The sequence below is a fragment of the Bacteroides sp. BFG-637 genome (assembly GCF_024793605.1).
Lineage (GTDB): Bacteria > Bacteroidota > Bacteroidia > Bacteroidales > Bacteroidaceae > Bacteroides > Bacteroides vicugnae.
The window spans coordinates 1,441,013-1,467,936 of record NZ_JANUPD010000002.1; the positions used below are offsets into that span (position 1 = coordinate 1,441,013).

Below are 26,924 nucleotides of genomic sequence, written 5' to 3' on the forward strand. Positions count from 1 at the left end.
ACCATTATCCGTCTATGAGGCTTAGCAATACCCTTCGGAAGATAATGATAACAACAGACACCCACGCCAATCGTTTATATATAACACATCTCTGACGGATATGTTGATATACACCGTTCGCGTGGAGTATCTGCTGAATCACCTCTCTCCTTTAAAACTGCTAATTTTCATAGACGAGAGATAATACGCTTTTACTCCAATAAGAAATAAAACCACTTTCCACCAGTTCCATCACGCTGATGGGCGGAAAGCGTGTGACAAAGATAAATGATTTATTTGGAATATATTGGAAATAAGGCAATAAATACAAGAAGTTTTGCACTGAATGTTTATAAAATCAATGCCTTTGTGGGCATGTTCCACCATATCTAGCAGTTTTGATATGATACCAATGGCATTTGTATTTTGTATCCATTCTTTTGCGCTAAGGCAATAACTGTTCAATCCCACTTTTAATTATGTCGAATTCTACACAATTAAAAGTGGGATTGTTCAGCTTCTCCCAGATACCAAGAAATTCTACAGTGTTTCGATTCCTAAGCCAATTCGGGAAGAAGAATACAAAGGTAAGTACCTTATAATAGAAACAGACAAAAGAAAAACAATTCCGTTAATAAGCTCTCAACCCATAATCGAATCTCATCTTCTTGCTATCTTTCACTTCGATTTTCAACAGATTGCTCCCTTTCCGCAAGTAACGGCTGTAGTCACTGATATTGTATTGATTATATTGCCTGGTCTGCTTTGCTTCCTGCGCAAAGACTTCCACTCCATTCAACCACACTTTTGCTTCTCCGGCAACATTGAGCCACAAAGACAGGTGATTGAAGCCCTTATCTACATTAAAAGTTGCTTCAGATACTATTGTGGAACGAGGGGAACATTCGAAAGGCAAAGAAATCATTTTCAGTTCCTGACCGTTCACACCGACAAGGCGGGTATTCTTGCTTCCATTCTGACTGTCCGCAATCAAAGTAACCGCATTCACGGGGGTGATTTCATACAAACGGTTGTGCATCAGGTGCAATAAGCCTTCCGGTATTTTAGTCACTTTCCGGTCATAAGTAATCAAGCCGTTCACTTCCCCTTCCACATCGGTGGTTTGTGTATAGACTGCCGCACTCAATCCCTGGGCAATCAGCGTTTCCAAATCATATAACAGGCGACCGTAGCTATCAATCAATGCCATTGCCCCGTCGATATTCTTATACCCCCAGTTTCTCATATTCGGATTCCAGATATGCTCCTTGATCGCCCAGCCATAACCGCCGAACTCTCCCAATACGGAAATACGATTACCGTTATTCTCCGGCAGAATCATGGAAGTGACAGGATAATTATGTACGTCGTACATATCACCTACGCCTCTATCCGTCCACCCGGTCACCCCGTTTATCAGACGTGTATCGTCGTACTTAATCACTTTATTCACGATTTCCACCGTATTGTGCTGTCCCCATCCTTCATTGAATACAACCCAGGTAGTGATACAAGGATAAAAACGGAGACGGTCAATCATCTCGAACATTTCTTTTTGCCATTGGCGGGTATGTTCTTCGGGAGCATTCCAATCGGCAGTAGCCGACGGATTAACGTGTTCCTCTTTCTTCCTTGATGTAGCAAAACCGGATACCATATCCTGCCACATCATCAGACCGAGAGAATCGGCGTAATAATAATATTGTTCCGGTTCTACCTTGATGTGTTTACGGATCATATTAAATCCCATCTTCTTCAACTGCACCATGTCCCACAGCATCGCTTCCTCGGAAGGAGGAGTCAGCAATCCGTCGGGCCACCAGCCTTGATCGAGCGGACCGTATTGGAAGATGGGTTGATTATTCAGGCAAATGCGGTTATATCCACACTCATCTTTCCGTACATCTACCTTTCTCAAAGCAAAGTAACTCTTTACCTGATCTAAAACACGCCCTCCATTGGATAAGGAAATATTCAGATGATACAGTTTCGGAGATTCGGGAGACCATAAAGCAGCATCCGGAACATCTATCTCAATCGCATCACGCAACTTCTGTTCCACCGTCCTGATTACTTTACCATCATCCAATACTTCTATTTTTACCTCTTCATTGCCTTTAGCTCCGGCTATGTCGAAATTCAGTTTTACAGACTTCTTCTCAATATCAGTGGAAGGAAGCACCTGACGGATATAAGTTTTATCTACCGCTTCCAGCCAGACTGTCTGCCAAATACCCGATACAGGAGTATACCAAATCCCTTCCTGATTGAGTTGCTGTTTGCCACGGGAAATAGATTCCGTATCTGTCGGATCGGTTACAGCTACCTCAATGCTTTGAGGCCCGCTTTTCTTCAAAAACTTAGTAATATCAAACGAGAACGGATTATTCCCTCCTTTATGCGTGCCGGCCAACCGGTTATTCACCCACACCTGACATTCATAATCCACTGCTCCGAAATGCAGGATAGTAGATTTATTCTTCCAGGAAGGATTTAGTGTGAACTCACGTTGATACCATAGTTTATCCGTAGGAAGAAATGTTTTCTGCACTCCGGACAGTGACGATTCAATCGCAAACGGAACAAGGATTTCCCCCTCAAAGGAAACATCCTTCCGGGGCGTGTTCTGATCCGTTACGGCATATTTCCACAATCCGTTCAGATTGATCCATTCTGCCCGTTGCAATTGCGGTCTGGGATAACTTTGCCACACATTTTCCGGCGTCACCTGTTCAGCCCATACTGTTTTGATTTTGTCTCCTTTAGGCTCCCATGCATGGGCAAACACCTGCGACATGGCTCCTAAAGCCAGAGTAAACAAGATTCTCTTATCCATAAGCGTTAGCGGGTTTTATATTCTTTAAAAATCTTTCCGTCGATTCTTATTGTAGGTATTCCACATTTTCTGGAAATACAGGACATCGCTCTTGTCTGCCCATTCGAAATAGGCCGTTTCCAGTTCTTTTGCCATTTCAGGATATTTGCCGATCAGGTTGTGCTGCTCGGTACGGTCTTCCTTGATATTGTACAATTCCCATTCATCTCCCTTAAAATTGGCCGAAACCAGCTTCCAGTCACCTTTACGCACCATGCGGTTGCCTTCATGTTCCGCATAGATATACCTTTCGGGCATCTTCTTTCCTTTCACAATCGGGAGGATGGATTTACCTGCCGTGGGCAGAATCGCTCTTCCCTGATATTCTTTCGGATAAGTGGCTCCTGCCAGTTCCACACAAGTAGACATGATATCGGAGAATTGTGCAGGCTGATGATCCAGTCCGCCTTTATTCTTCACATGATTGCCCCAGGAAATGATGCATGGGGTTGAGATACCTCCTTCGTGAGCATAATGTTTATACAGCGTGAACGGCGTGCAACAAACATTCGCCCAGCCTGTGCCGTAATGATGATAAGTTCCGGGCAAGCCCATCTGGTCGAGTTCGGCTCCCGTATGCGTATGATATTCGACTCCGGTCTGTTTGTCGAAACCAAATTCATGCCATTCGGCACAAGCTCCGTTATCAGACATAAACATGATAAATGTATTGTCCAGCTCACCGTTCTTTTTCAATTCATCCACTACCCGGCCGATATTCGCGTCCATCACATCCACCATCGCTGCAAAAATAGACATACGGCGTGCCAAGTCGGTCTGCTGATCTTTCGTCAATGAGTCCCATGCCGGCAACGGATGCGTTTCATCTTCAAACAGACTTTCGGGAACCACGCCGCGCGGACTAAGTTCCGGTTTGCCTTGCATCAGTTTCAGGTCAACAATCCGTTTCCAACGTGCGTCACGAATCTTGTCCCATCCCTGCATATAGAGAGACATATATTTATCAGTCACTTCTTTCGGTGCGTGCAAAGGAAAATGGGGAGCATTATAAGCCAGATACAGGAACAGCGGTTTCTTTTCCTGATGTGCCTGGTCGATGAAGTCAATCGCATAATCCGTTATCACATTCGTTGCATAGAAAGCCCCTTCTTCATAGTGTCTGGGGGTACGGTCTTTCGGCAAACGGGTATATACCGCCGGATTCCAGAAAGAATTGAATCCGCCCAGCAACCCGTAATACTCTTGAAAACCACGAAGAACAGGATTCGACTTGTTCCCCAAATGCCACTTTCCCGACATAGCCGTAAAATATCCGGCATCTTTCAAGACTTCCGCAATCGTGACATTATCCGAATTGGAACGGAATCCCGAATATCCCTTCGGCCATGCAGGGTGACTGCCGTCCATGTGTCCCAGTCCTGTTTGATGGGGATAAAGTCCCGTCAACAGGTTGGCACGGGACGGGCAACTGCGTGCACTGTTGTACATTTGCGTCATACGGACGCCATTCTCCGCCAGTTTATCCAATACCGGTGTATGAATCTCACCACCGAAGCAACCGAGATCTGAAAATCCCAAGTCATCAGCCAGTATAATTATAATATTCGGCTTGTCCTGCGCATAAGCCATCGGAACCAGAGCCAGACTGCCTGCTATCAATAAAGAAGTTTTCATTTGGTTTTATAATTAAAGTTGGGTTTGAATTTACCATTCTCATAGATCATCGGAATCAATCCGGGACGGCACGTCACTTTATACTCTGCCGCCTGTGCCCCGCGTGGATTGAAGAACATGGTAGCCCACCAGTTTCCAGCCTTATCCTGAAAAAGATTGTTGTGTCCTCCTCCCGTGATGGCATTGTAGCGCTCACTATACGGCCCATACACATTATCGGCTGTCGATATGATACAGTCATAACTATAACGTGTTTTCGGCGAAGTCACTCCCTTCTTCTCGATATAGGTATCTCCCTCTGCCGTACGGTGCGACCATATTGCTTGTACCAGATGATACTTGTTATCGTATTTGAAAATAAACGCTCCCTCAATATACGGTTCCGGATCGTATTTCTTCTCTTTCAACGTTTTCAGTTCCTCGGCCAATCCGCTCATATCCGGTTTCATACGGGCGATATAATGGTTGTGCCCGACAAAATAAACTGTGCCGTCCGTATCTTCAAACAAACTTCCGTCGATGTTCGGGAAGATGGCTTTCTCTTTGTTGCCTTCGATATTCTCGTACGGTCCTTCCGGTTTTCCGGTCTTACTGCGCAAAATAAAAGAACCTCTCCCGCCTGCCGACTCATTCATGCAGGCAACGATAAACCAGTTCTTCGCGCTTTTGATATAATGCATTTCCGGAGCCCACACTGCATGAAAGCGGTTGTCCATCGGATCACCGTTGATGGATTTTTTCTGATATTTCTCTCCTGCTTTATATACTTTCGGCTTCTTTTGCCAGGTGCCGTCTTTTTCCATCGACCAGATTTGTCCCATAGCTTCCCACGACTTCATATCTTTGGAACGCCACAGGTACAAACCGTCATTCCAGTCCCAGCAATGTTTCTGTCCCGGAAAATGACGATCGGGGGTAGAGGTAGTTCCTGTGATATAATAATAACCGTCAGGTCCCAGCGTAGCCCAGGTGTCCCTCATCCAATAATCAAATGCCGGCTTTACAGATTTCGGAACACGTAGTTCCGGAGCGTTTGTATTTGCCGTTCCATATAACTGCGCTGATGCTGTACAGATGGAAATAAATCCTGTAAGCAAGATCAATCCTAATCGTCCAATCAATTTCATATATTCCTGTTTTATGTTTACGTATTCTTCCTATTTAAGATAGTTAAATGGGTTCTGTTTAAAATGATAGCGTCTTTGCGGAAGAGGTAGTGGGTCCTGCAAACGTAATTCCCATGCCAGCAACCGGGTCAGAAGTTCCGTTTGAATTTCGCTATATTTCTTCTCACCAAACAGATTATGAACTTCCGAAGGGTCTTTCTTCAAGTTGTAAAGTTCACCGTTTCCATAATGATTCATCACCAGTTTCCAGTCATCCTTTCTTATCATGCGTGAAGTGCCGCTTTGCGTCCAGGTGTTCAGTTCGTCAAAGTGGGCTATCTTGCCGGGAGTCAATGCGCCTTCCTGTTCGAAAGTCAGGGAAGCGTCCAGTCCGACGTCAGCCCCGCCGAAGCCTTGTTGAACCACTATACTGGAGAATTCTTCTTGGGGATAAGCCTTCCCGGTCAACATCGGCCACAAGCTACGTCCCTGAACGCCTGCCGGTATTTCGGCACCGATGGCAGAGCAGAAGGTGGGGAAAAGGTCGGCTATCGACACGTGGCTATCCATAGGTGCAGGCTGATTCTTGATCTGATACCCCGCCCATACCATCGGAATACGTGCCAGGCTCTCGGAAAGTCCGGCTCCTTTACGGATTAATCCGTATTCTCCCCAATAATCACCGTGGTCGGAGAGTACAACAAAGATGGTATTTTCATATTGTCCGCCGGCTTTCAATGATTCGATCAATCTTTTGATCTGATCGTCTATCAACCGGATCATTCCGATATAGTTGGCACGGATTCGGGGCAGGTCCTGTTCCAGATTGAGGCAGGATGCATCTTCCAGTTCTGCCAGAATACGGTATTTCTCTCCTTTCTTTGCCAAATCCTTGCGCGATGTCTTCAATACGGGAAGTTTGTCTGGTGAGAACATGGAGTAATAGGGTTCGCATACCTGATAAGGGTTGTGGGGTTCCGGGAAAGATACCCATACGAAGAAAGGATTTTCTTTCTGCTTCTCAATCCATGCCAGTGCTTCGTTCACGATTTTGGTGGGATGCTGCTCTTCCAGGGAGATTGGAGAGGGTTCGAGCCATTGCCCTCTGGCTTGCTGATTCAGGAAACGGGCAGTTTCTTTCTCGGCGGGAGTCGCCTTTTTGTTCTTTCCCCAGTGTCCGTATTCAGACCAGAAGTCCAGGTCGGCAGGTTTCAGGTAAGCATGATTCTTGCCGACCAATGCTGTCTGATATCCGTTTTCTTTCAATACTCCTACCAAATCCTGTTGATAGAAGATGTCGGGGATATTGTGGTTCGTACGTACGTGAGTGGCAGAAGGGAAACGTCCGGTGAACATGGAGCAACGGGCGGGGGAACTGGCAGGCATCACGGTATATGCCTTGTTGAACCATACATTCTCCTGTGCTAGTTGGTCTACATAAGGAGTCACGTCAAGAGGGAACCCCTCTCTGCCGCAGAGATCGGCACGCTGCTGGTCGGTCATGATAACCACAATATTCGGTTTACCGTTCTGCGCTGTGACCGACAGAGGCAATCCCTGTATAGCTAGTCCTGTGATACAAAAGAGTGTATTTTTCATATTTGCTTATTTTAATCTTATAGTCTTTTATTCAAAACGGTGTACAATCATGGAACCGACTTCATATCATGTCCCATCGTCACAAAAATTTTCTGCATACCTTCCATATCCTTAATCGCCGCATCCGGACACACATCAAACGTGTGATCCTTTTTCTGACTTTTAGAGTTTCACCTTGCAAATGTGGTCTTTTCTATCCAAGAAAAACAGAAAAATAGTATTTAATACCTGCAATCATGTATAAAAATCAGTTGTCGGACAACAAACTGAACATTAGTACTGTCCGTTTGAACAATCCTACGACCGTCCAAAACAAAAAAAGACGTATCTTTGGTCGTGAAAATTAATCAGAAAAGCCATGAGAACCACATCACTTAAAATCATCCTCTTATTTAGTCTCGTGCTCTTAAACATAAACCTGTCTACGGGACAGATACAATATACCAACATACGTTTCAAACAGTTAAGTATAACCGAAGGACTTCCGCATAACACCATTAATGCAATCACACAGGACAATCACGGATTCATCTGGTTTGGTACACGCAACGGCTTGTGCCGGTTTGACGGTTATAATATCAACCTGTTCGCACACAATGAAGCCGACAGTACCTCACTCTGCCATGACTTCATCACCCGTCTGTACAATGACTCACTCCGCAACGTTCTATGGATCTCTACCGATCAGGGCATCTGCAGCTATGACTACCGGACGGAAGATTTTACCCGTTACCGGATCAAAGGGAACACCAAAGATGATGTTTGTTTCCTGAACACCAACGACGGTATGCTCCTGGCGGCCTGCAGCAACGGACTCTACCGTTACAATGAACAGGACAGCCTGTTCGTCCCTTTCCTGCTCAATGAAGAGAAGCCCCATGTGAGATACCTCGCAGAGGACGGAGACAAAACCCTGTGGATAGATACCAACAAAGGACTGATGCGATACAGTCTGGAAAAGAAACAATTCGTTTCCCTCCCTACTCTCATCCAGCCTTTTGCACAACAATGTAACAATGCTGTCCTGATCTCGTCCAACCAGCTTTTGTTGAATACTAATAGTGATTTCTTCGTCTACCACATACAAAGCAACACCCTGTGTAACCTCTCGAAAGACCTCGAAGTGAAAGATTTCCGGTGTGCGTCAACCGACTATACCGGAAATATATGGGTAGGAACGGAGTACGGCATCTTCGTGTTCAACAAACTCTACCAACTGATTGCGCACTACGAACAATCCGAACGGGATTTAAGTGCCCTGAACGATTCGCCCATTTACAGTCTTTATCAGGACAAGGCACATAATATGTGGGTGGGAACCTATTTCGGAGGAGTCAACTATTATATATTCGGCTCCGACCAATTCCAGATATATCCTTACGGAAGCAGCTTCAATCATTTGAGCGGAAAAGCTGTCCGCCAGATTATCAATGCTCCGGACAACGGCCTGTACATCGCTACGGAGGATGGCGGATTGAATTACCTGAACAGTAAAAAAGAGATTACCCGCGCCGAACGGCTTCACAAACAGATGCAAATCTACGCCAAGAACATACACTCTCTATGGCTCGACAAAGATAACAGCCTATGGCTCGGACTGTTCCTGAAAGGAGCTCTTCACTATATACCGCATCTGAACCGTACGGTGAACTATAATCTATTGTCGGAAGAGGTCTCGTCCGGCTTCTGCATCATCGAAGACAAAAACGACCACGTTTGGTACGGAGGTCCTTCAGGCTTGTTCCTGATCGACAAGAAAAAAATCAATGCCCGTCCGGAAAAGGTCTCACCGCTGCGCGTCTTCAATCTGGTACAATTCAATGACAGCATACTTTGGGCAGGAACCCGAAAAGGCAGTATGTTCCAGATAAACACCCGTACACTGAAAGTTACCTCGCTCCCTATCTTACCACACACCGATCTCTATGTAACCTATATCTACCCCGATTCGCACCAACGGATATGGATAGGGACAGACAACAACGGGCTTTATGTATCAGACCGCAACGGCAGCATCATCGCTTTTTACAGCAAAGAACAGTTGGGTTCCAACGCCATTAAAGGTATCATTGAGGATGAAATGAGTAATATCTGGGTAGGAACCGGAAACGGACTCTGCTGTATCAATCCCCAAACAAAAAATATAGACCGGTATACCACTGCCGACGGATTGCCCATCAACCAGTTCAACTACTCCTCCGCCTGCAAGAAACCTGACGGAGAACTGTATTTCGGAACCATCAACGGCATGATTTCTTTTTATCCGGAACAGGTACGCTCCGTCAATCCCCATTTCAACATTGCCCTGACTGCTATATGGAGCAACAGCGAATATATGTCACCCAATAATGAAAAGGCGTCCATCCCTTCCTCCATCTCCGAGCTGACAGAGATTACCCTGACACACGACCAGGCCCAATCCCTGCGTCTCGAATATTCCGGACTGAATTATCAATACACCTACAACACCCAATATGCCATGAAAATGGAAGGTATCGACAAAGACTGGCAGTTTGTAGGCAACCAGCATCAGGTACGTTTCTCAAACCTGCCTTCAGGAAGGTATATCTTAAAGATCAAAGCCAGCAAAGACGGCATCCACTGGGATGAAACGGGACAAAAAGACCTTGCCATCAGAATCCTTCCTCCCTGGTGGCTCTCATCGGGAGCATACCTTGCCTATGCGCTACTCTCCCTGTTAATCATTTACGCCGCATACAGATATACCAAAACACGTATCATCCTGCTCATGCGACTGAAAACAGAGCATGAACAGCGTGTCAACATAGAAAACATGAACCAACAAAAGATCAATTTCTTCACATACATCTCCCATGACCTGAAAACACCGCTAACCCTGATTCTGTCACCTCTTCAACGGTTGATCCAGCAGCCACAGATCAACAACAACGACAAAGAGAAACTGGAAGTCATCTACCGCAATGCCAACCGGATGAATTATCTGATTAACGAATTACTGACGTTCAGTAAAATCGAAATGAAGCAGATGCATATCAGCGTCCGCAAAGGAGACATCATGCATTTTCTGGAAGAGTTGTCTCACATCTTCGACATCGTAGCCGGAGAACGGGAAATAGACTTTATTGTCAATCTGGAAGACACCGAAGAGGAAGTATGGTTCTCGCCTTCCAAACTGGAACGGATTCTTTATAACTTGCTCTCGAACGCATTTAAATACACACAACCGGGAGGATATGTCAAGTTGAGCGCCAAACTGATAAAAGAAGAAAAAGAGACATTTGTGCAAATCTCCGTGAAAGACAGTGGTAGAGGCATCCCTAAGGAAGCCCAAGAACAAATATTCGAAAGCTACTACCAGGTAGAGAAGCGTGACCACCGCGAGGGATTCGGACTAGGACTGTCGCTCACCCGTTCGCTCATCCACATGCACAAAGGGGAAATACGGGTAGAGAGCGAAGTCAACAAAGGTTCGGACTTTATCGTCACCCTGAACGTATCGGAGGATGCCTACGCACCCGACGAACGCTCTTCCGAAAACATCACGACCGAAGAAATACAAAAATACAACCAGCGAATCAAGGAAACAATCGAACTCATCCCCGAAAAGCTGACCAACAAAGAGAAAGACTCCGGCAGAGAATCTATCATGATTGTGGAGGATAATAAAGAAATGAATGATTACCTCGCCAGTATATTCGGCGAGAAATACGACATCATACGTGCCTACAACGGAGCGGAAGCCTGCAAGAAGATAGCCAGACAACTGCCGAATCTGATTATATCGGACTTAATGATGCCGGTGATGGACGGACTGGAATTCACGGAACGCGTCAAGCAAGATGTAACGACCAGTCATATCCCCGTCATCCTCCTGACTGCCAAGACGGATGAAAACGACCATACAGAAGGCTATCTGCGGGGAGCGGACGCCTATATCACCAAACCTTTCAACGCCAAGAACCTGGAGTTGCTGGTACAGAATATCCAGAAGAACCGGAAACAGAATATCGAGCACTTCAAACAGGCGGAGGAACTGAACATCAAGCAAATCACCAATAATCCACGGGATGAGGTGTTTATGAAAGAACTGGTGGAGCTGATCATGGCGAACCTCACCAAGGAAGATTTTGGAGTAACTGAAATCACAGCCCATCTCCGCATCAGCCGTAGTCTGCTGCACATGAAACTGAAATCACTCACGGGATGCTCCATCACACAGTTTATACGTACCATCAAGATGAAGGAAGCCAAAACCCATTTACTGAACGGCATGAATGTTTCCGAAGCTTCATTCGCTGTCGGTATATCAGACCCGAACTACTTTACAAAATGTTTCAAAAAGGAATTTAATATCACTCCGACAGAGTTTCTCAAGCAATTGAAGTAATTCGCCGGAACTGGCACTTGTAAATCTCCTTATACTCTACAAAGTTTGAAAAAGAATATGTAACTTTGTAGTAATTATGAGTGAAAGTCAGAATATTGAATATAAGGAATCGTGGAGAGACGAATATCTAAAGTGGATTTGTGGTTTTGCAAATGCACAAGGTGGACGTATCTATATCGGTATAGACGATAACCAACAAGTGGTTGGTGTAGCAGACACCAAACGACTGATGGAAGACATTCCTAATAAGATCGTTAACTACCTGGGCATTGTAGCTGATGTAAATCTTTTGCATAAAGAGGATAAAGACTACATCGAGATTGCCGTGCAACCGTGTAATTTGCCTATCGCTTATCACGGTATATATCATTATCGCAGCGGTTCTACCAAACAGGAGTTGAAAGGTGCAGCCTTGCAACAGTTTTTGCTTCGCAAAATGGGGCATTCGTGGGATGATATTGAAAACGAAAGAGCTACATTGGATGACATCGACCGCCAAGCTATTGATTTCTTTTTGCGTAAAGCCGTCGATGCCGGACGTATGCCAGTAGATTCATTGAATGAAACTACGGAAAAAGTACTCTCTAATCTGAATCTTATCGGTGGGGAAGGTAAGTTGCGCAATGCTGCTTTACTTCTATTCGGCAAAAATCCTGCAAAGTTTTTCACCAGTGTACAATTTCGTATTGGGAGGTTTGGTCGTGATGAAGCCGACCTGATGTTTCAAGATGTAGTGGATGGAAATATCATTCAGATGACCGATCGCGTGATAGAAGTATTGAAATCCAAGTATCTCATTTCACCTGTCCATTATGAAGGATTGCAGCGCATTGAACCTTTAGAAATTCCAGAAGATGCATTGCGGGAGAGTTTATTCAATAGTATTGTGCATAAGTTGTACACGGGAGTACATATACAAATGAAAGTGTATAATGACCGCATCCGCCTTTGGAATCCGGGGACACTTCCCGAAGGTATGACTATCGAACAATTATTAGGTGACCACGCTTCACAACCCCGGAATCGCCTTATCGCCGAAACTTTTTACCGTGCCGGATTTATTGAATCATGGGGACGAGGTATTCATAAAATTTATGAGGGTATGACGAAAGCAGGGCTCCGCAAACCGGAGTTTATAAATGAAGCCGGTGGTGTTACACTTATCATATATAGACCTAACAGAATTAAGAACGATGACCCTTTAAATGATCCTTTAAATGACCCTTTAAATGACCCTTTAAAACTATCATCATTAGAGAAAGATATATTAAAATTGATAGTAAAAGATAATCAGTCAACATATGATAATTTAGCCATATCTTTATCTGTTTCCAGTGCTACGATCAAGAGAGCATTCCGCAACTTAAAAGTGAATGGCTGCATTATTCGAAAAGGCTCGAAAAAGATAGGTTATTGGATGATAACAGAAAAAGGAAAATCTATTCTAAAGTAGAGTCGTAAGCTAATTTAAGCGATATAAATTTAACAGAATGTCTAAAAATATCACCGGTAATCAGCCTGCAACATCGTTGATTCAGCTAATTACCGGTGACAGATAGACACCTATAATCGACTAATACCTATTCTACCATTCCTGGAAGCGTAAATCGGCTTCCGGATTCTGACGACGAATCAATTCTTCATTGACTTGATAAGTAACACCGCCTTTCGTGTATTTATAAGAAAGTGTAAACTTAGGCTGTTTCCCTACAAATTCCAGTGATTCGGCTGCAGGATCTAATGTGGCGGATGCATCTGCGATAGCGACACTTCCCCCGGCTTCGATAGTTACACTTCCATCTGAATTGACTGTCAGATTCACCGATTCATTGTTTTCCAACGTTTGTCCGAAGCCCGGTCTGCGTACCTTGTTCCTGCCTAATGAAACAAAGTCGCGGGTCATATTCTGACTCAAATCCTTGTTATTGTATTCAGTCACCTGCTGGGTGGATAAGTTGGTAACTTTCCCTTTTACAAAGTAGGTGCCGTGATACTGGCTGACGAACTTGACAACTACAATACTGTAATCCTTCAAATTGCCATTCACGTCGGTACTTACTTCATCCTGATTGTGATCGACCAACCGGAAAGGGATGGCATAGTGTTTATCCAAAGCGGCATCATCGTTATAAAAAGCATCGGAGAAAGTCACTTTCACATCTGCGATTGCCAGGTTCGGGTTGCTGATCGTCATCTTGTTCGGATCAGCCAACTGATAATAGTTTTCCGGCATTAGTGTCAAGCCCGTACCATCCAATAAAGACGGATCGATCTCGAACGTAGCCCAATCATCGGTATGCACTTCTCTTTTGCCACCAATGGCCACTCCTACCTTTATCGACATATCTGTGTCGGCTACCAGTGTCCGCAAAGGTTTCTGCGAAGCAAAGTACACCGTACTCTTATCGTAGTCCTTTTCATAATCATCATAACAAGCAGTCATCAGAACGCTTATCAGCCCTATCCATAATATATTTAGTTTCTTCATTGTAAATAAGTATTTATATCAACCACATGTTATTCCCAACCCTGATTATTAATTAGATTCTTATTCTTTTCCAGCTCTGAATATGGCAGTGGAGTGAAATAGTTTTTCACTTCATATTTCCGTTGCTCCACCTTCTGTACTTTGAAGCTGAATGTACCGTCTTCATTGCGGGTGACGGCAACTCCTTCCACCTCTTCGTTCAACGGCAATACCCAGCGCCGCATATCAAAATAGCGATGATTCTCGAAAGCAAACTCCAAGCGGCGTTCATTCTGAATCAGCTTTCTGAACGAATCCTTACTTTGAGCTACTTCATCCAGATAAAGATCAAAGTTAATGCCTCCTGCCTGCAAACGGATCGTTTTCATTATTTCATAAGCAGAATACAGACATCCCTCCCCTTTCACCGTCGGGTTGCCCCATGCCTCATTGGCAGCTTCGGCAAAGTTAAGAAGAACTTCCGATTTCCGTAATAAAGGATTGTAATGAACCGAACTTAACGTCTGGATCGGATTCAGCATAGCCGATTTCTTGGATACGAATTTAGCCAGGTAATAACCGGAACGTGTAGCATTCTCACTAAACGACGGAGAATCTTTTCCACCCTCGGACATATCCAGTGACTGACCGGAATCACCAAATGTAGCACTGTGGTAATAAACATTCAATGCAAAACGATTATCCAGTATGGCATAAAGCTGCATCATATCAAAGTCTGGATCAGACAAGTCGATACCCGAACGGACGTCAGTTGCCGGATAACCGTTCTTCGTATAAAAAGCCTTTACCAGATTATGAGAAGGAGTGGCACGGGCACTTCCATAATAGAACGGCGGGAAATGAAAACCTTCCAGCAGGTTATTATTAAAATACCTGCGGAAAGCATAATCGGAACTTTCCGTCTGGACATCGGCTATGGAAGAAGCCGTGACAGGAACAAAAGTACCGAAACCTTCCATACCCAGAATCTTATTAATCTCTTTAGCTACCGCTTCCCATCTTGCCTGATAAACTGTAGGGTTCAGTATTTCGAATTGTCCCATACCGGTAATCTTCGTCACGTCATCATCCTGCATGGCTGGGCTGGCGCTATATAAAAGCGCACGGCTTTTCAGAACAGCCGCAGCAGCTTTCGTGGCACGCCCTATTTGTGTATTACCAAACTCCAGGTCATCTCCCTGATATGCGTTCGGCAACAGTTCGATGGCATTATTCAAATCGTTTACAATAAAATTGACTGTTGCCTGATATGTAGGACGGAGGAACTCACCATTCTGCGCAGCTTCTTCCTGCGAGATAAAATGATCTGCCAACGGAATACCCAATGCTTTTCCGTTCTTACCCTTTCCACCGTACATCTTCAATAGTTCGAAATGCCACCATGCACGCAGGAAATACGATTCACCTTTCAGACGTAACTTGATTTGCTTGTCCACTTCCGGATCGGTACGGTTGTACTGCACCTGGTCGGTCAAGCCGTTTTCGAGGAAAGAGTTTACATAATTCAGCATGTTGTATGCATTGCTCCAGTTTCCAATCGGATTGTTAAACGCTGTCATACCGCCCATGCTTAATTTATAGACAGAAGAGCTACGCAAATTGGTCATTGCATTATCAGTAGCACAATCCAGAAAGTTATCTTCGAAGCAATCCGGACGGTTGGCTATGCCATTATAAGCTTTATATAGTACGCCTTGAGCAAGCTCCGGAACTCTCCATGTATCGGAGTCTCCGATCTGCCACGTCACCTTGGTATCCAATGTGTCGTCACAAGCACAAAAGAGAAACAGACCTGCTAAAACGCAACTTCCTAATATATGTTTCATATTGCCATCTATTAATTGTTCAAAATTAAAATACAAAAGAGACTCCACCTGTAAAGCTACGTGTCACCGGATAGTTGGTCACACCGGCATTCAGCAGTTCAGGATCCAGATCCTTCACGGAAGAAAGCACGAACAAGTTGGCACCACGGGCAAAAACCTTGATCTTTTTCACCACCGAACTCGGAGAGAACTGATTGAACGTATAGCTCAACTCGACATTCTTCATACGGAAGAAACTTGTATTCTCCAGCCAAAAGGAAGAATTACGGAAGTTGTTCTCACCGGCAGTTGTTGTCAGACGAGGATAGCTTCCGGTCGGGTTGTTTACCGGATGGTAACGGTCTAATGCCAGTTTGGAGTATTTACTTTCTCCGTTGTTCCAATAATAGGCATTCGTTGCCCAAGTGTGAACACCCAGTTCGGAGTATCCCTGAAGATACAGCCCCCAACCTTTGTAGCTTACGCTGAAGTCAATACCCAGTGTAGTACGCGGGAATGAGTTTCCAAGTTCTTTCACATCACGACCATCGATAACCTTATCACCGTTCAGATCCCGGTAGGCAATGTCGCCCTCCTGATAATCGGCAAATGTCTGGGTTGCATGTCCGTTGATAGCTACGTCCTTACCAAATAATCCTTCGGCAACCAATCCCATCATAGCATCGGTAGAGCGTCCTACGGTGTAGCGGTATTCTTCACCATGTTTCACCTGATTCCATTTCAATACTTTGTTCTTTGACCATACGAAATTGGCTCCTACCGAATAAGACCAGTCGTTGACGCGGTCGCTCCAGGTGAACATTCCTTCTATACCGTGATTCAAGACAGAACCCATGTTATCCTGGTAAGTAAAGTTGCCTGTATAATCCCCGTAAGATGCATCGACAGAACCGATGATGTCTGTATGTTTTTCACGGAAATAGTTTATTTCGGTATATAAGCGGTTGTTCAGGAACAGACCTTCCACACCGATGTTCCATTCTGCCGCCTTTTCCCATTTCAGGTTCGGATTGCCTGCACGGACAAAAGTAGAATAGTAAGCCGTAGCACCGTTGTTCGTTGTTCCGAACCGGAAACTGCCGTCTTGTGCCCAAGCACGTTCATACAATAAATGTTCCGTGCTTCTGTCATATCCCAGAATACCGGCACTGGTTTTCAGTTTCAGGAAGTTCACGTATTCATTGTCTTTCAGAAAATCTTCATTGCTTAGAATCCAGGCAAGCCCCCCGCAGCCGAGAAGAAATATTTGTTTCCCGGTTTGAAACGGTTGCTTCCCATCAATGCCATGTCGGCTTCCACAGCATAACGGTGGTCGTACATATAGTTCAGGCGCAATGCGTAGTTGGCATTGATGATGTCTTGGGTTACTCCCTGATTGGTTGTTTTCGAGTACATATAAGTCAGGCGTGCCGATACATCGTGTTTTTGATTGAATGTATTCTCATAACCGGCAAAAGCATTCCATCCCAATGTCTGTTGCAGGGTAGTCGACTTCCGGCTTTGTGAAGTGGCTACATCTGTTTTCTTCATCTGGGTGTACATGATTTTTTCCTCACCGGCAAAGTCACGGTATGTCTTGATGGCATACGTCGGATAGACTTTGCTCAAGGAAAGTTGCAGGTAATCATAGTTGTCGAAAGAGAGGAAAGCTCCGGCTTTCAATCCTTTCGTCAGCATATCAAGATCAAATTTCAAACCGATATTGGTCTGGCTACGCGTATAGCGTTCGTCTGTATATCCTCCGTACATGGTTTCCGCATAAGCATTCATCGGCTGCCGGAGGCTTGCACCGAACAAAGGAATCCCGTCCGAACCGCCTGCCAGTCCGGTTTCTTCCGTTGACATTGTCAGAGGGTATTCATTCGGGCGGTGAGTAGACAAGGCCGTAAATACCTGTCCACAGTCCAGTTGTCCCCATTTGCGCATTTCCATACGTCCGGCAACGTCTGCGGATATAGTCAGGAAATCCGTTACGTTAAAGTCGAGGTTTCCGCGAAGCGTCAAGCGGTTCAGTTGTGGAGTATAGGCAACGTCTTCAAATCCGCTACCTCCTACATATCCGGCAATCAGTGCGTAACGCACTCTGTCGGTACCTCCCGTCATATCGAATGATACTTTCCGGTAATTGGCATTCTTATTCAACAACTGATCATATAAATCAACGTTCGGGTATAACAGGTCATTGGCTCCTTTGGAGTTTTTATATCCTTCCAGTTGCTTTTGGTTATAGTAAGGAGTCATCCCGTCATTGGCACGCGCTTCATTATACAGATTAGCATACTGATAGGAATTCAGGAAATCCGGTGTGCGTGTCATCTGCACCACTCCCACCTCGGCAGTGGCATTATAAATACGGCGGTTGGCCTTTCCTCTGCGGGTAGTTACCCAAAGTACTCCATTCGCTGCACGTGCTCCGTAAAGAATCTTAGCAGTGGCATCTTTCAGCAACTCGATACGTTCAATTTCTTCAGGAATCAAATCCGCAACCGGACGTTCCACACCGTCGATAATAACAATAGCCGTATTTTCCGACATACCGTGCTGGCCACGGATATATAAATCAGGCGTATTATTTCCCAATCCGCTGACCGTAGAGCGGACCTGCAAACCTAACATTTTACCTTGCAGCATATTCGTCAAAGTCAAATCCGGAAACGTTCCGAACTGCCCGTTCTCCAGTACACTCGTTGCACCTACTTCATTCCCTTTATATGTCTTTCCGCCATCGGCTCTGTTCACCAAGGATTCTCCGGTCAGGAACAGAGGCTCTTTCTTCAGGACAATCTTTTCAGGAACGATATTGCTACCTGTCAGTTTATACACTTTATCCTCGTATCCCAAAGCTTCGATCATGACGGTTGCGTCATTCTCCACTTTCGTCTGAAAACGTCCCTTTTCATCTGTATATAGAACGACTGCACCTTCTCCACAAATGATAGAAACATTCTTCAGCGGACTACCTTTCTCGTCGGTAACAATAGAAACTATTTCCACCAAAGGCTTCTTCGCCGACTTTCTCTTTGATTTATTTTGTGCGAAAGTCAGGCTAGAGCCAACGATAAGGACAAATATGAGCCCTATCAGTCTTATATATCTAATCTTGTTTCTCATATACTTTTCTTTATTTTAGGTATCACCATCCGGGGTTCTGTTGAAGATTATCCAAAGCCGCCACTTCATCCATCGGCAACGGATACCAATAATTACGCTTGTTAAACGTCCGCACGGCTGTCTTTACCGGAACATACTCATAGGTGAAGTCGGTCAACTTATAAGTGCAGGCTTTTTCCACTTTCAACTGGTCGGCGGTATAAGAATGGTTGATCGGGGTAGCTTTAACGCCCATAATCGGATATTCACCCTTAAACAAGTCTTCAGCAATCATCCAACGGCGGATATCGTACCAGCGGTGTCCTTCGAACATCAATTCCACACCGCGCTCCCGACGATAAGCTTCTCTAAAGTCCACTCCATCCGGCAGTTCACCGATTCCGGCTCTTACACGGATTTTATTCAATGCCTGACGGGCCGACATCGTACAACCTGTCACTATTGCATCCGGATCACCTGTTGCTTCGTATGGAAGCCTCTGCCATATCGAGGTAAACCTGTGAAACACGAATGTATACAGCCACCAGACGATATAATTGGAAACCTGCTTCGCCAAACAAAGGCACACTTGCTTCCGGCCAGATAAACTTCTTACACATATATCCGGTCTGCTGGGAACCTCTCGTAAACTGGTTGGTAGAAATGAAGTTCTCGGAATAACCGCCCGAATAAGTGGTTACATAATAAGGAACACCCTGCAAGTTCTTTCCCCACTGTTCACCGGGGACAAGGATATTGTTAGTGAAACGAGGATCTCTATCCGAGTATGGATCGGTAGTCTTCACCGCATCATAACCGGAACGCGAATCAGTGATCGGATAGTACTTACCATCAGTTCCCATGCGTTCGTACATATCTACCGCATTTTGTGTCGGAGCATTATAAGGAGTACCTTCGGCACCGGTCTTGTTATCATAAGGTTGTGTCAACCACTGCGCTCTGACAAAAGCCGACCAGTTACCGTGATGCCAGCGCAGAAACCATAAGTATTCCGGTTGTGCGAATTGGTTGGAATTAGGCATTAACTGAATACTGCGGTATTCGTCATGATTCATCAGGCGATAATATTCGTGGCTTTCGATAGCGTTGATAGCCTTCTGCGCACTGCGGGCAGCCTCGGCAGCCATTTCTTTTCCATATCCTTTGTTTTCAATGGTATTCAGGTCGTTCTGCATCAAAGGACTGGCCGCATAAAGCTGCGTCATTGCTTTTAATGCCATAGCACCTACTCTGTCAGGCCGACCGTGCTCTACATCCGACCAACTTAATGGCAAATATTCAATGGCTTTATCCAGATCAGTCTGCATCCATGCATTGGATTCCTGATAAGTTTTACGGGGAAGATCGAAGTTGTCTGATGCTCCCCAAAGCTGGTCAAAGATAGGCATTCCGCCATATCGTTTGATGATTTCAAAATAGAAGTAAGCACGCAGAAAGTGAGCCTGTCCCAGCAATTTTCTTTTCTGGTCTTCGGTAATCGATTTCACCTGGTCGACTCCGTTAATCACACGGTTCACGATACGAAGTCCGGTATAGGCACGCGAAATAGCACTTTTGAAATTCGCTCCATCACTTTTACTTCCTATTTCGAAACGTGTACTCGCATTCTCCAGCCAGTTGCCTGCATTGACAAACTTCGACGGGTCATCATCACGGACAGATGCATATTCATCGGACAAATTACCTACCGTTACATACGTATTTGAATAGGAGTTGATGCCATGTGTGAAGATCAATATATCACCATTCAGAAAAATGCGGTCCATGAACCCTAACAAGCTGTTATAGTCTTTATAAACATCATCTTCGGAAAGTCCGTCATCAGGGGAACGGTCCAGGTAGTCCTCACAACTTCCGAAAAACAACCCCAGCATAATGATCCATATCCAATTCAACTTATGTCTTCTCATATCAGTAAATTTAAAGTGTCTCATAATCCTAATCTAAAACCAATATTATAACGTCTCACCATCGGATACACATTCTGTCCCGAATGCTCCGGGTCACGACGTGAATCGCCTTTCGAGAATGTCAGCAGATTGGTACCGTTGATATATATCTGCAGCTTTGTCAGATGCACAGGTTGTAACCAGCGTTTCGGAATCTCATAATTCACTTCCAGATTCTTCAGACGAAGATAAGCATGGTTGGTATACGTATAAGTACTGCCCACCGAGTTGTAATTTCTCTGTACATGAATACTAGGGCGGACGGCTCCGCTCTGAATCGGGGCATCGGCTGTCCATGTGTTCAATGTATTGGGTTGAGCTTTGATGTTACCTGCAGGGAAATCCCACAAGTAAGACGGTATCGCTTCCTTATAAACATCCATGGCACTGTACCACAACATATTGAATCCAAATCCTTTGTAAGAACCTCCCAGCGTAAATCCGAGGGTAGTTACCGGATAGTTCAGGTCTTTCATCGGAACCATATCTTTAGCATCGATCATACCGTCTCCGTTGTAATCAATGTAATACAAGTCACCGGGAATCAGTGTGTTGTGTGCACCGTTGGCAATGGTAGACTGCGCCGAGTTATAAATGTCATCCAACGACTGGAAGTTACCTGTTGCCAGGTACTTGTTGACGTATCCGATTGATTTCCCGGCTTTCTTCAGATATTCACTCTGATTCTTCGGGTCGTCAATAAAGACGACACGGTTCTCGCTAGTTGCAAAATTAAACTTTGCATAATAATTAAACTTTCCGATACGATCGTTCCAAGTAACATCTAGTTCGAAACCATGATTTTTAGTTTTACCCAGATTCACCTGCGGGAAAGCAATACCACTGTCCGCCCAAGACGGAATTGTATTACGAGTCATCAGAATATTATTTCGCTTTTCATCGAACAAGTCCAACGTAAAGTTCAATTTGCCCCACAAACCTATCTCAATACCGATATTCTGTTTAACGGATTCTTCCCAGGTGGCATCCGGATCGGCCAGTTTGCCTTCTTTATATAAAGGTCCCCAATTACTGGTCTGGTATTTACCGAACTGTGCGTTATCGGAGAGTTGCTCGAATTTCTGAATATAGTTGAAACGGGTAGCCCCTTTATCATTACCCACCACACCATACGAATAACGCACTTTCAGGTTGGTCAGTATTCCTTTGGTCCATTTCTTCACCCAAGGCTCTTCACTGATACGCCAACCGATAGAAGCGGACGGGAAGAAACCGAAGCGATGTCCCGGAGCAAATTTTTCCGAGCCGGTATAAGCACCGTTAAACTCGGCCAGGTAACGTTCTTTGAAGTTGTAAGTCACACGACCCACCCAATCTTCTTCGTAAGCCGGGAAGTTCATGACGGCCACATTATCACTAGTCGACTCGTTCATCTTACGGTTGAACACAAACAAGGCACTTACATCATGGTCGCCAAACTGACGGTTGTAATTCAATGCCACTTCATAATACAACTTACGTCCGTAAGCCTTGAATCCGTCATAAGCACCGCCGACAGGTAAATCTCCAGGGGCGTTTTCATCCGGATAGCGTTTCTCCGTATAATTATAAGTAATGGTTCCATCGGGATTGTAAATAGGATTGGCATAATCATACACACGATTGATACGAATATGCGTACGTTGAGCAACCAAATCATCTTTACCCAGAATCTTACCCGGCATAATCTGGGTACTCCATGATGAAGAAGTGGTATAAGACAAGGATGCTTTCAATGATAATCCTTTAGTGACAAAGTCCAGTTTCTGATTCAGGATCACATCATAGAAACCTTGATGTTGCTTAATGTTACGACTCCCCCCTTCTGTCATCAGACAGACAATGTTCTGATCGGAACTTAACCCGTCTCCCCATATTCCATTGCTGTATTTAATCGGAAACTCATTACTCGGAGCCGTGAAGAACGTTCCGAAAAAGCGTTCATCCGGAGAATCGACATTCTCATAATAAGAAGGTTGATTCTGATACCCCATCTTACCGGCTACATTAAATGACAGTTTGGTAGTATTCGTTATATTGAAGTCGAAATTACTACGCCAGTTATAGCGGCGATAGGAGAAGGAAGGATCAAATTCCTCCTGTTTGGTCGTATTAAAGATATCACCGTCATGCAAATAACCCAAAGAAACGAAATAACTCATTTTCTTTGTACCACCTCGTACATTCAGGTTGTAGTTCTGCTCGTAACCTACATTCTTTACCATTTCTTTCCACCAGTCCACTTGCGGGAAAGCATCATTGTAAGGGCCATAATTTCCGGTAGCATACGCATTTTCCCATGCAGCAATGGTAGATTCGGGAACCAGTGCCCCCAGTTGGCATCATTCGCCTGGGCTCTGTTATACTGTTTCATGGAAGTCACATAATCCGCCCATTCGGGAGCGGCAGACGGTTGCTTGAAGCCAAAGTTGGCAGTGAACGAAATCTCCGGTTTCTGTTCCAGTCCCCGCTTGGTGGTAAGCAGGATAACGCCGTTTGCACCTTTCACACCGTAAACCGCAGTGGCCGAAGCATCTTTCAATACAGAGATGGATTCTATTTCATTCACATCGACATCATTGAAATCACGCTCGATGCCGTCCACCAGCACAAGCGGCGCAGCTTCTCCCCAAGTGGACTTACCGCGAATCAACAAAGAGGCCTGATCGGCTCCCGGCTTCGAAGTGGAGTTGATGGCAACCACACCGGGCATCTGACCTTGCAAGGCTTCGGACACAGAGTTCACGCTACCTACCTTTAACAAGTCGTCTCCCTTTGCCGTAGCAATGGAACCGACGCTGGATACCTTTTTCTGAACACCATATCCTACCACTACCACTTCCTCCAACGTTTCCGCATCTTCTCCCAAAGAAATGACTCCCAGCGTCGTCTTATTCTTTAAATCCAGTTCCAGAGTTTTATAGCCCACATAAGAAATGACAAGTATGTCTCCTTTCGATGCTTTCACGGAAAAATTACCGTCAAAATCAGTAATCGTACCGCTGCCTGTACCTTTCACGCGAACGCTGACACCTATCATCGGCTCACCGGATACTGCATCCTTCACTTGTCCCTTCCAATAGATTTGTTGTGCATGTACGCTCAATGTACAAAGCAAAAAGCAACAAAGACAGAAGAAAGAAAAATAAAGTCTGTTCCTTTTCATAAACATTATTTTTAACTGTTAACAAATTCTTTATCTCATAGCACAAATTAAGCGGGAAAATCTTCAAATGAAAGGGAAGAATCTCCTTAAAACCCGTACAAATGTGCAAAATAGATTTCTCTACTACATTTCTGAACAAATCATTTCCACATTGGCTTTATGACGTGATCTTTGTCTACGGTGATGCTATATACGCCGTCATTTCCTTTCTCCAGCATAAGCGGAACAATACGCGTTTTACGAGGTTGCACCGTGGAGTCCGAACGATGGACATGATAGACATAATAGTATTTTCCATCCAACCCCTTAAACACATCTCCATGTCCCGATCCGTTTTCTCCTACGAGACTACGATGTATGATCGGACTGTTCGGATGTTTCTTCCACGGACCAAGAGGGGAAGAAGCAGTAGCATAGCCCACCGAGTAGTCAATATTCATAAAATGATTAGCAGAATAGAACAGGTAATACACTCCGTCCCATTTCATAACCGTCGGTCCTTCCATTACTGGTGCGGACTTGTAATTCGGAGTCTTTTCCCAAGGCTCCGTGCAGTCCATACATTGTTTCAACGTTTCCGGTTTGATGCCTCCCTTCTTCATGTCAAACTCGGCTACCCAAAGGTAATTTCCTTTATTAAAACGAACATGATACAGGTAGTATTTCCCATCATCATCCTTAAACAGGAATGAGTCGATATTTTTGGCGGAAGCGTCTATCGGTCTGACTTCTTTCTGACGGAAAGGACCGAATACCGATTTTGAAGAAGCAATCACCGTTTGCTCATTGGCGGTATAAGTGAAATAATAGGTTCCTTTCTCCTTAAAATATTGAGGTGCCCAGAAGCCTTTTTCACCGTACGTACGGTCACCTTTCCGAAGAATCAGCTGCTGGGAACTGCCGTCGGGAACCGTCCAATGCTCCAAATCGGTCGATTCGAGGATGGAAAAGCCCAACGGTTCCTGGTTGCGCGTACCGGTGAGGTAGTACTTTCCATTTTCCACAAAGATAGTGGGGTCGGCAAAAGATATTTCTTTCCAATCATCAGCCTGCAGTTGGGAGACAGATATGAATGTCGCTCCCAAAGCAAGTGTCATTCGTAAGAGGATTTTATTGAATGTATTCATCAGTTTATATCTTAATTATTATATCACTTCTTATTAATCCAGTTCCCATGCCAAACGGGGTTGTTCACCGTCAAGGTTCCATATAGAGTTATCCCAGTCAAGAGTACGGACAGCTTCCATCAAGTTATTGATGGTAGTCAGGCCATTGTAACGGTCTACCGTAATGACAGCGTCCACGTTTACGCTGGCTTGGTCAGGCAACATGGGATTATTGGGGAACACACATTCCATAGCAGGATTAGCGTAACAGGAATAAGCGACGTTCTCGCTGTACCGTCCGCATACCTTACCCGATTTGGGCGCAGCTTGAGAGAATAAATACGTATTCCATGCCACGCAGTGATGAACAGTAATACCGCTCCCGGTAGTATTGTTGGCATTACCCATAATACCTCCCACCTGGTTTTGTGCAGATACATCGCAGTCGCTCCAGCAGTAGGATATGGTAGAGGTTGTAGAAGCACCGGACATAGGTTGCACCCATCCTGCTATACCACCACCCGGATTAGCCACCATCATGGGAACCGCTTTCATCACTCCGTGTGAATAGCAGTGGGAAATTTTGCTTCCAAGCAACCGGCTGGCAATACCACCGACGCATGACTGGGTAGTGATATCACCTATATGATAGCACTGTTCTATAGCAGCTCCCTCACGCACTTCACCGCAGATACCACCTGCCGACCACAAAGCAGTAATCTTCGTTTCCGAACCACATTGATAAATCTTACTGTCTGCTCCATGAAGTCGTCCGCAAATACCACCCGCCTGACCGTCGTCCCATGCGGCATTACCCGAAGTCAGACTGATAGTACCTGACACCCGAACATTCTCTACTATACCCGCACCGGAAACATTACCCGCCTGACCAGCAACAATACCCGCAAGTTTCTTATCAGCGGTAACTTGCGCGTTCGTAAAGGTCACATTGGCACACCGTCCTGTCAACATACCGAAGAAGCCTTGATAACCGGATGAAGAAGATGTAATTTTCAGATTATTGATAACGTGTCCGCAGCCGTCGAAATCCACAGGTCTGACAGCAGTGGCTTCCACCGGAGTCCAGTCCGTTCCTTGCAGGTCGATGTCCGCACCCAGACGTACGTAAGTAGTCTGTCCGTCTTTGAGATATTCACCAAGCTTGGCCAAGTCTTTGGCCGCAGTGATGATGTACGGATTACCGATACCACCTTGTTTTTGTTGCAGATAGAAAGTCATGGTACTCTTTTCTTCATTGACGGCAAGATCGTCAGACTTCAGTTTCAGACCAAGCACGTATTTTTTGGTGTTGTCCAGTGTAGTAAGATCGTGGAAACGCAGACCCACAGCATGCAACACATCGTCACCTTTAAAGTCGAGACTGTTGGCATCCAGGTCATAGTTAGCCGCAGGCAATAGCGTGTATTCCTCGCCAAACGAATGAGCATCGACTACTGCAAATTCCGCTTTCGCTTCCTTTTCGCAATGGCTCTTCTCTACCATAATGGTATATTCATATTCAGGTTCATCCAGATATAGGTCATACTTGCCAGTCTGATTAAGTGACAAAGTGATACCGGAATAAGTAACTTCCGCCTTTTCCGGCTGCGTCAAATCCATGACTTCACCACAGGAAACCAATGAAAACGCCATCAGCGACGCTACAATAGGAATATATCTTTTCATAATTCAATTCTTTTTTAATGATTAAAAAA

At 44.9% G+C, this 26,924-nt stretch carries 9 protein-coding genes and 4 pseudogenes; 2 read left to right on the forward strand and 11 right to left on the reverse strand.

Annotated elements, in window-relative coordinates; translation table 11 throughout:
- Nucleotides 1–610 precede the first annotated feature (610 nt).
- The 4 genes and pseudogenes from NXX38_RS06055 to NXX38_RS06070 form a co-directional block, all read right to left on the reverse strand.
- Nucleotides 611–2,815, reverse strand: a complete 2,205-nt coding sequence (locus NXX38_RS06055) for a glycoside hydrolase family 2 protein (RefSeq protein WP_258978816.1) — start codon at nt 2,813–2,815, stop codon at nt 611–613.
- 5 nt (nt 2,816–2,820) lie between these two features.
- Nucleotides 2,821–4,489: pseudogene (locus tag NXX38_RS06060) on the reverse strand (arylsulfatase).
- A complete protein-coding gene (locus NXX38_RS06065; RefSeq protein WP_148367782.1) occupies nt 4,486–5,616 on the reverse strand; it encodes a family 43 glycosylhydrolase in 1,131 nt (376 codons plus the stop codon). Before NXX38_RS06065 ends, NXX38_RS06060 begins: the two are co-directional and overlap by 4 nt.
- 30 nt (nt 5,617–5,646) lie before the next feature.
- On the reverse strand, nt 5,647–7,194 hold the full coding sequence (locus tag NXX38_RS06070) for a sulfatase (RefSeq protein WP_258978818.1): 1,548 nt from the start codon (nt 7,192–7,194) through the stop codon (nt 5,647–5,649).
- A gap of 358 nt (nt 7,195–7,552) precedes the next feature.
- Here NXX38_RS06070 and NXX38_RS06075 point away from each other — a divergent pair, with 358 nt between their 5' ends.
- Together NXX38_RS06075 and NXX38_RS06080 are read left to right on the forward strand one after the other, a co-directional pair.
- Complete coding sequence (locus tag NXX38_RS06075; RefSeq protein ID WP_258978819.1) at nt 7,553–11,563, forward strand: two-component regulator propeller domain-containing protein; 4,011 nt, start codon at nt 7,553–7,555, stop codon at nt 11,561–11,563.
- A gap of 76 nt (nt 11,564–11,639) precedes the next feature.
- The gene (locus NXX38_RS06080; RefSeq protein WP_148367785.1) at nt 11,640–13,016 is read left to right on the forward strand and encodes an ATP-binding protein; all 1,377 of its coding nucleotides are present in this window, start codon (nt 11,640–11,642) and stop codon (nt 13,014–13,016) included.
- 132 nt (nt 13,017–13,148) lie between these two features.
- Here NXX38_RS06080 and NXX38_RS06085 read toward each other — a convergent pair whose 3' ends face one another.
- The 7 genes and pseudogenes from NXX38_RS06085 to NXX38_RS06115 all read right to left on the reverse strand — a co-directional run bounded on the left by NXX38_RS06085 (nt 13,149) and on the right by NXX38_RS06115 (nt 26,895).
- Nucleotides 13,149–14,051 (reverse strand): BT_3987 domain-containing protein, encoded by a 903-nt coding sequence (locus NXX38_RS06085; RefSeq protein WP_148367786.1) that lies wholly within the window; start codon nt 14,049–14,051, stop codon nt 13,149–13,151.
- Nucleotides 14,052–14,080: 29 nt separating this feature from the next.
- On the reverse strand, nt 14,081–15,877 hold the full coding sequence (locus NXX38_RS06090; RefSeq protein WP_148367787.1) for a RagB/SusD family nutrient uptake outer membrane protein: 1,797 nt from the start codon (nt 15,875–15,877) through the stop codon (nt 14,081–14,083).
- A gap of 25 nt (nt 15,878–15,902) precedes the next feature.
- Nucleotides 15,903–18,988: pseudogene (locus NXX38_RS06095) on the reverse strand (SusC/RagA family TonB-linked outer membrane protein).
- Between the two features lie 22 nt (nt 18,989–19,010).
- A pseudogene (locus tag NXX38_RS06100) lies at nt 19,011–20,898 on the reverse strand (RagB/SusD family nutrient uptake outer membrane protein).
- 20 nt (nt 20,899–20,918) lie between these two features.
- A pseudogene (locus NXX38_RS06105) lies at nt 20,919–24,103 on the reverse strand (SusC/RagA family TonB-linked outer membrane protein).
- Nucleotides 24,104–24,243: 140 nt separating this feature from the next.
- On the reverse strand, nt 24,244–25,230 hold the full coding sequence (locus NXX38_RS06110) for a glycoside hydrolase family 43 protein (protein WP_148367791.1): 987 nt from the start codon (nt 25,228–25,230) through the stop codon (nt 24,244–24,246).
- Nucleotides 25,231–25,263: 33 nt separating this feature from the next.
- On the reverse strand, nt 25,264–26,895 hold the full coding sequence (locus NXX38_RS06115) for a DUF1735 domain-containing protein (RefSeq protein WP_258978820.1): 1,632 nt from the start codon (nt 26,893–26,895) through the stop codon (nt 25,264–25,266).
- Between the last annotated feature and the right edge of the window lie 29 nt (nt 26,896–26,924).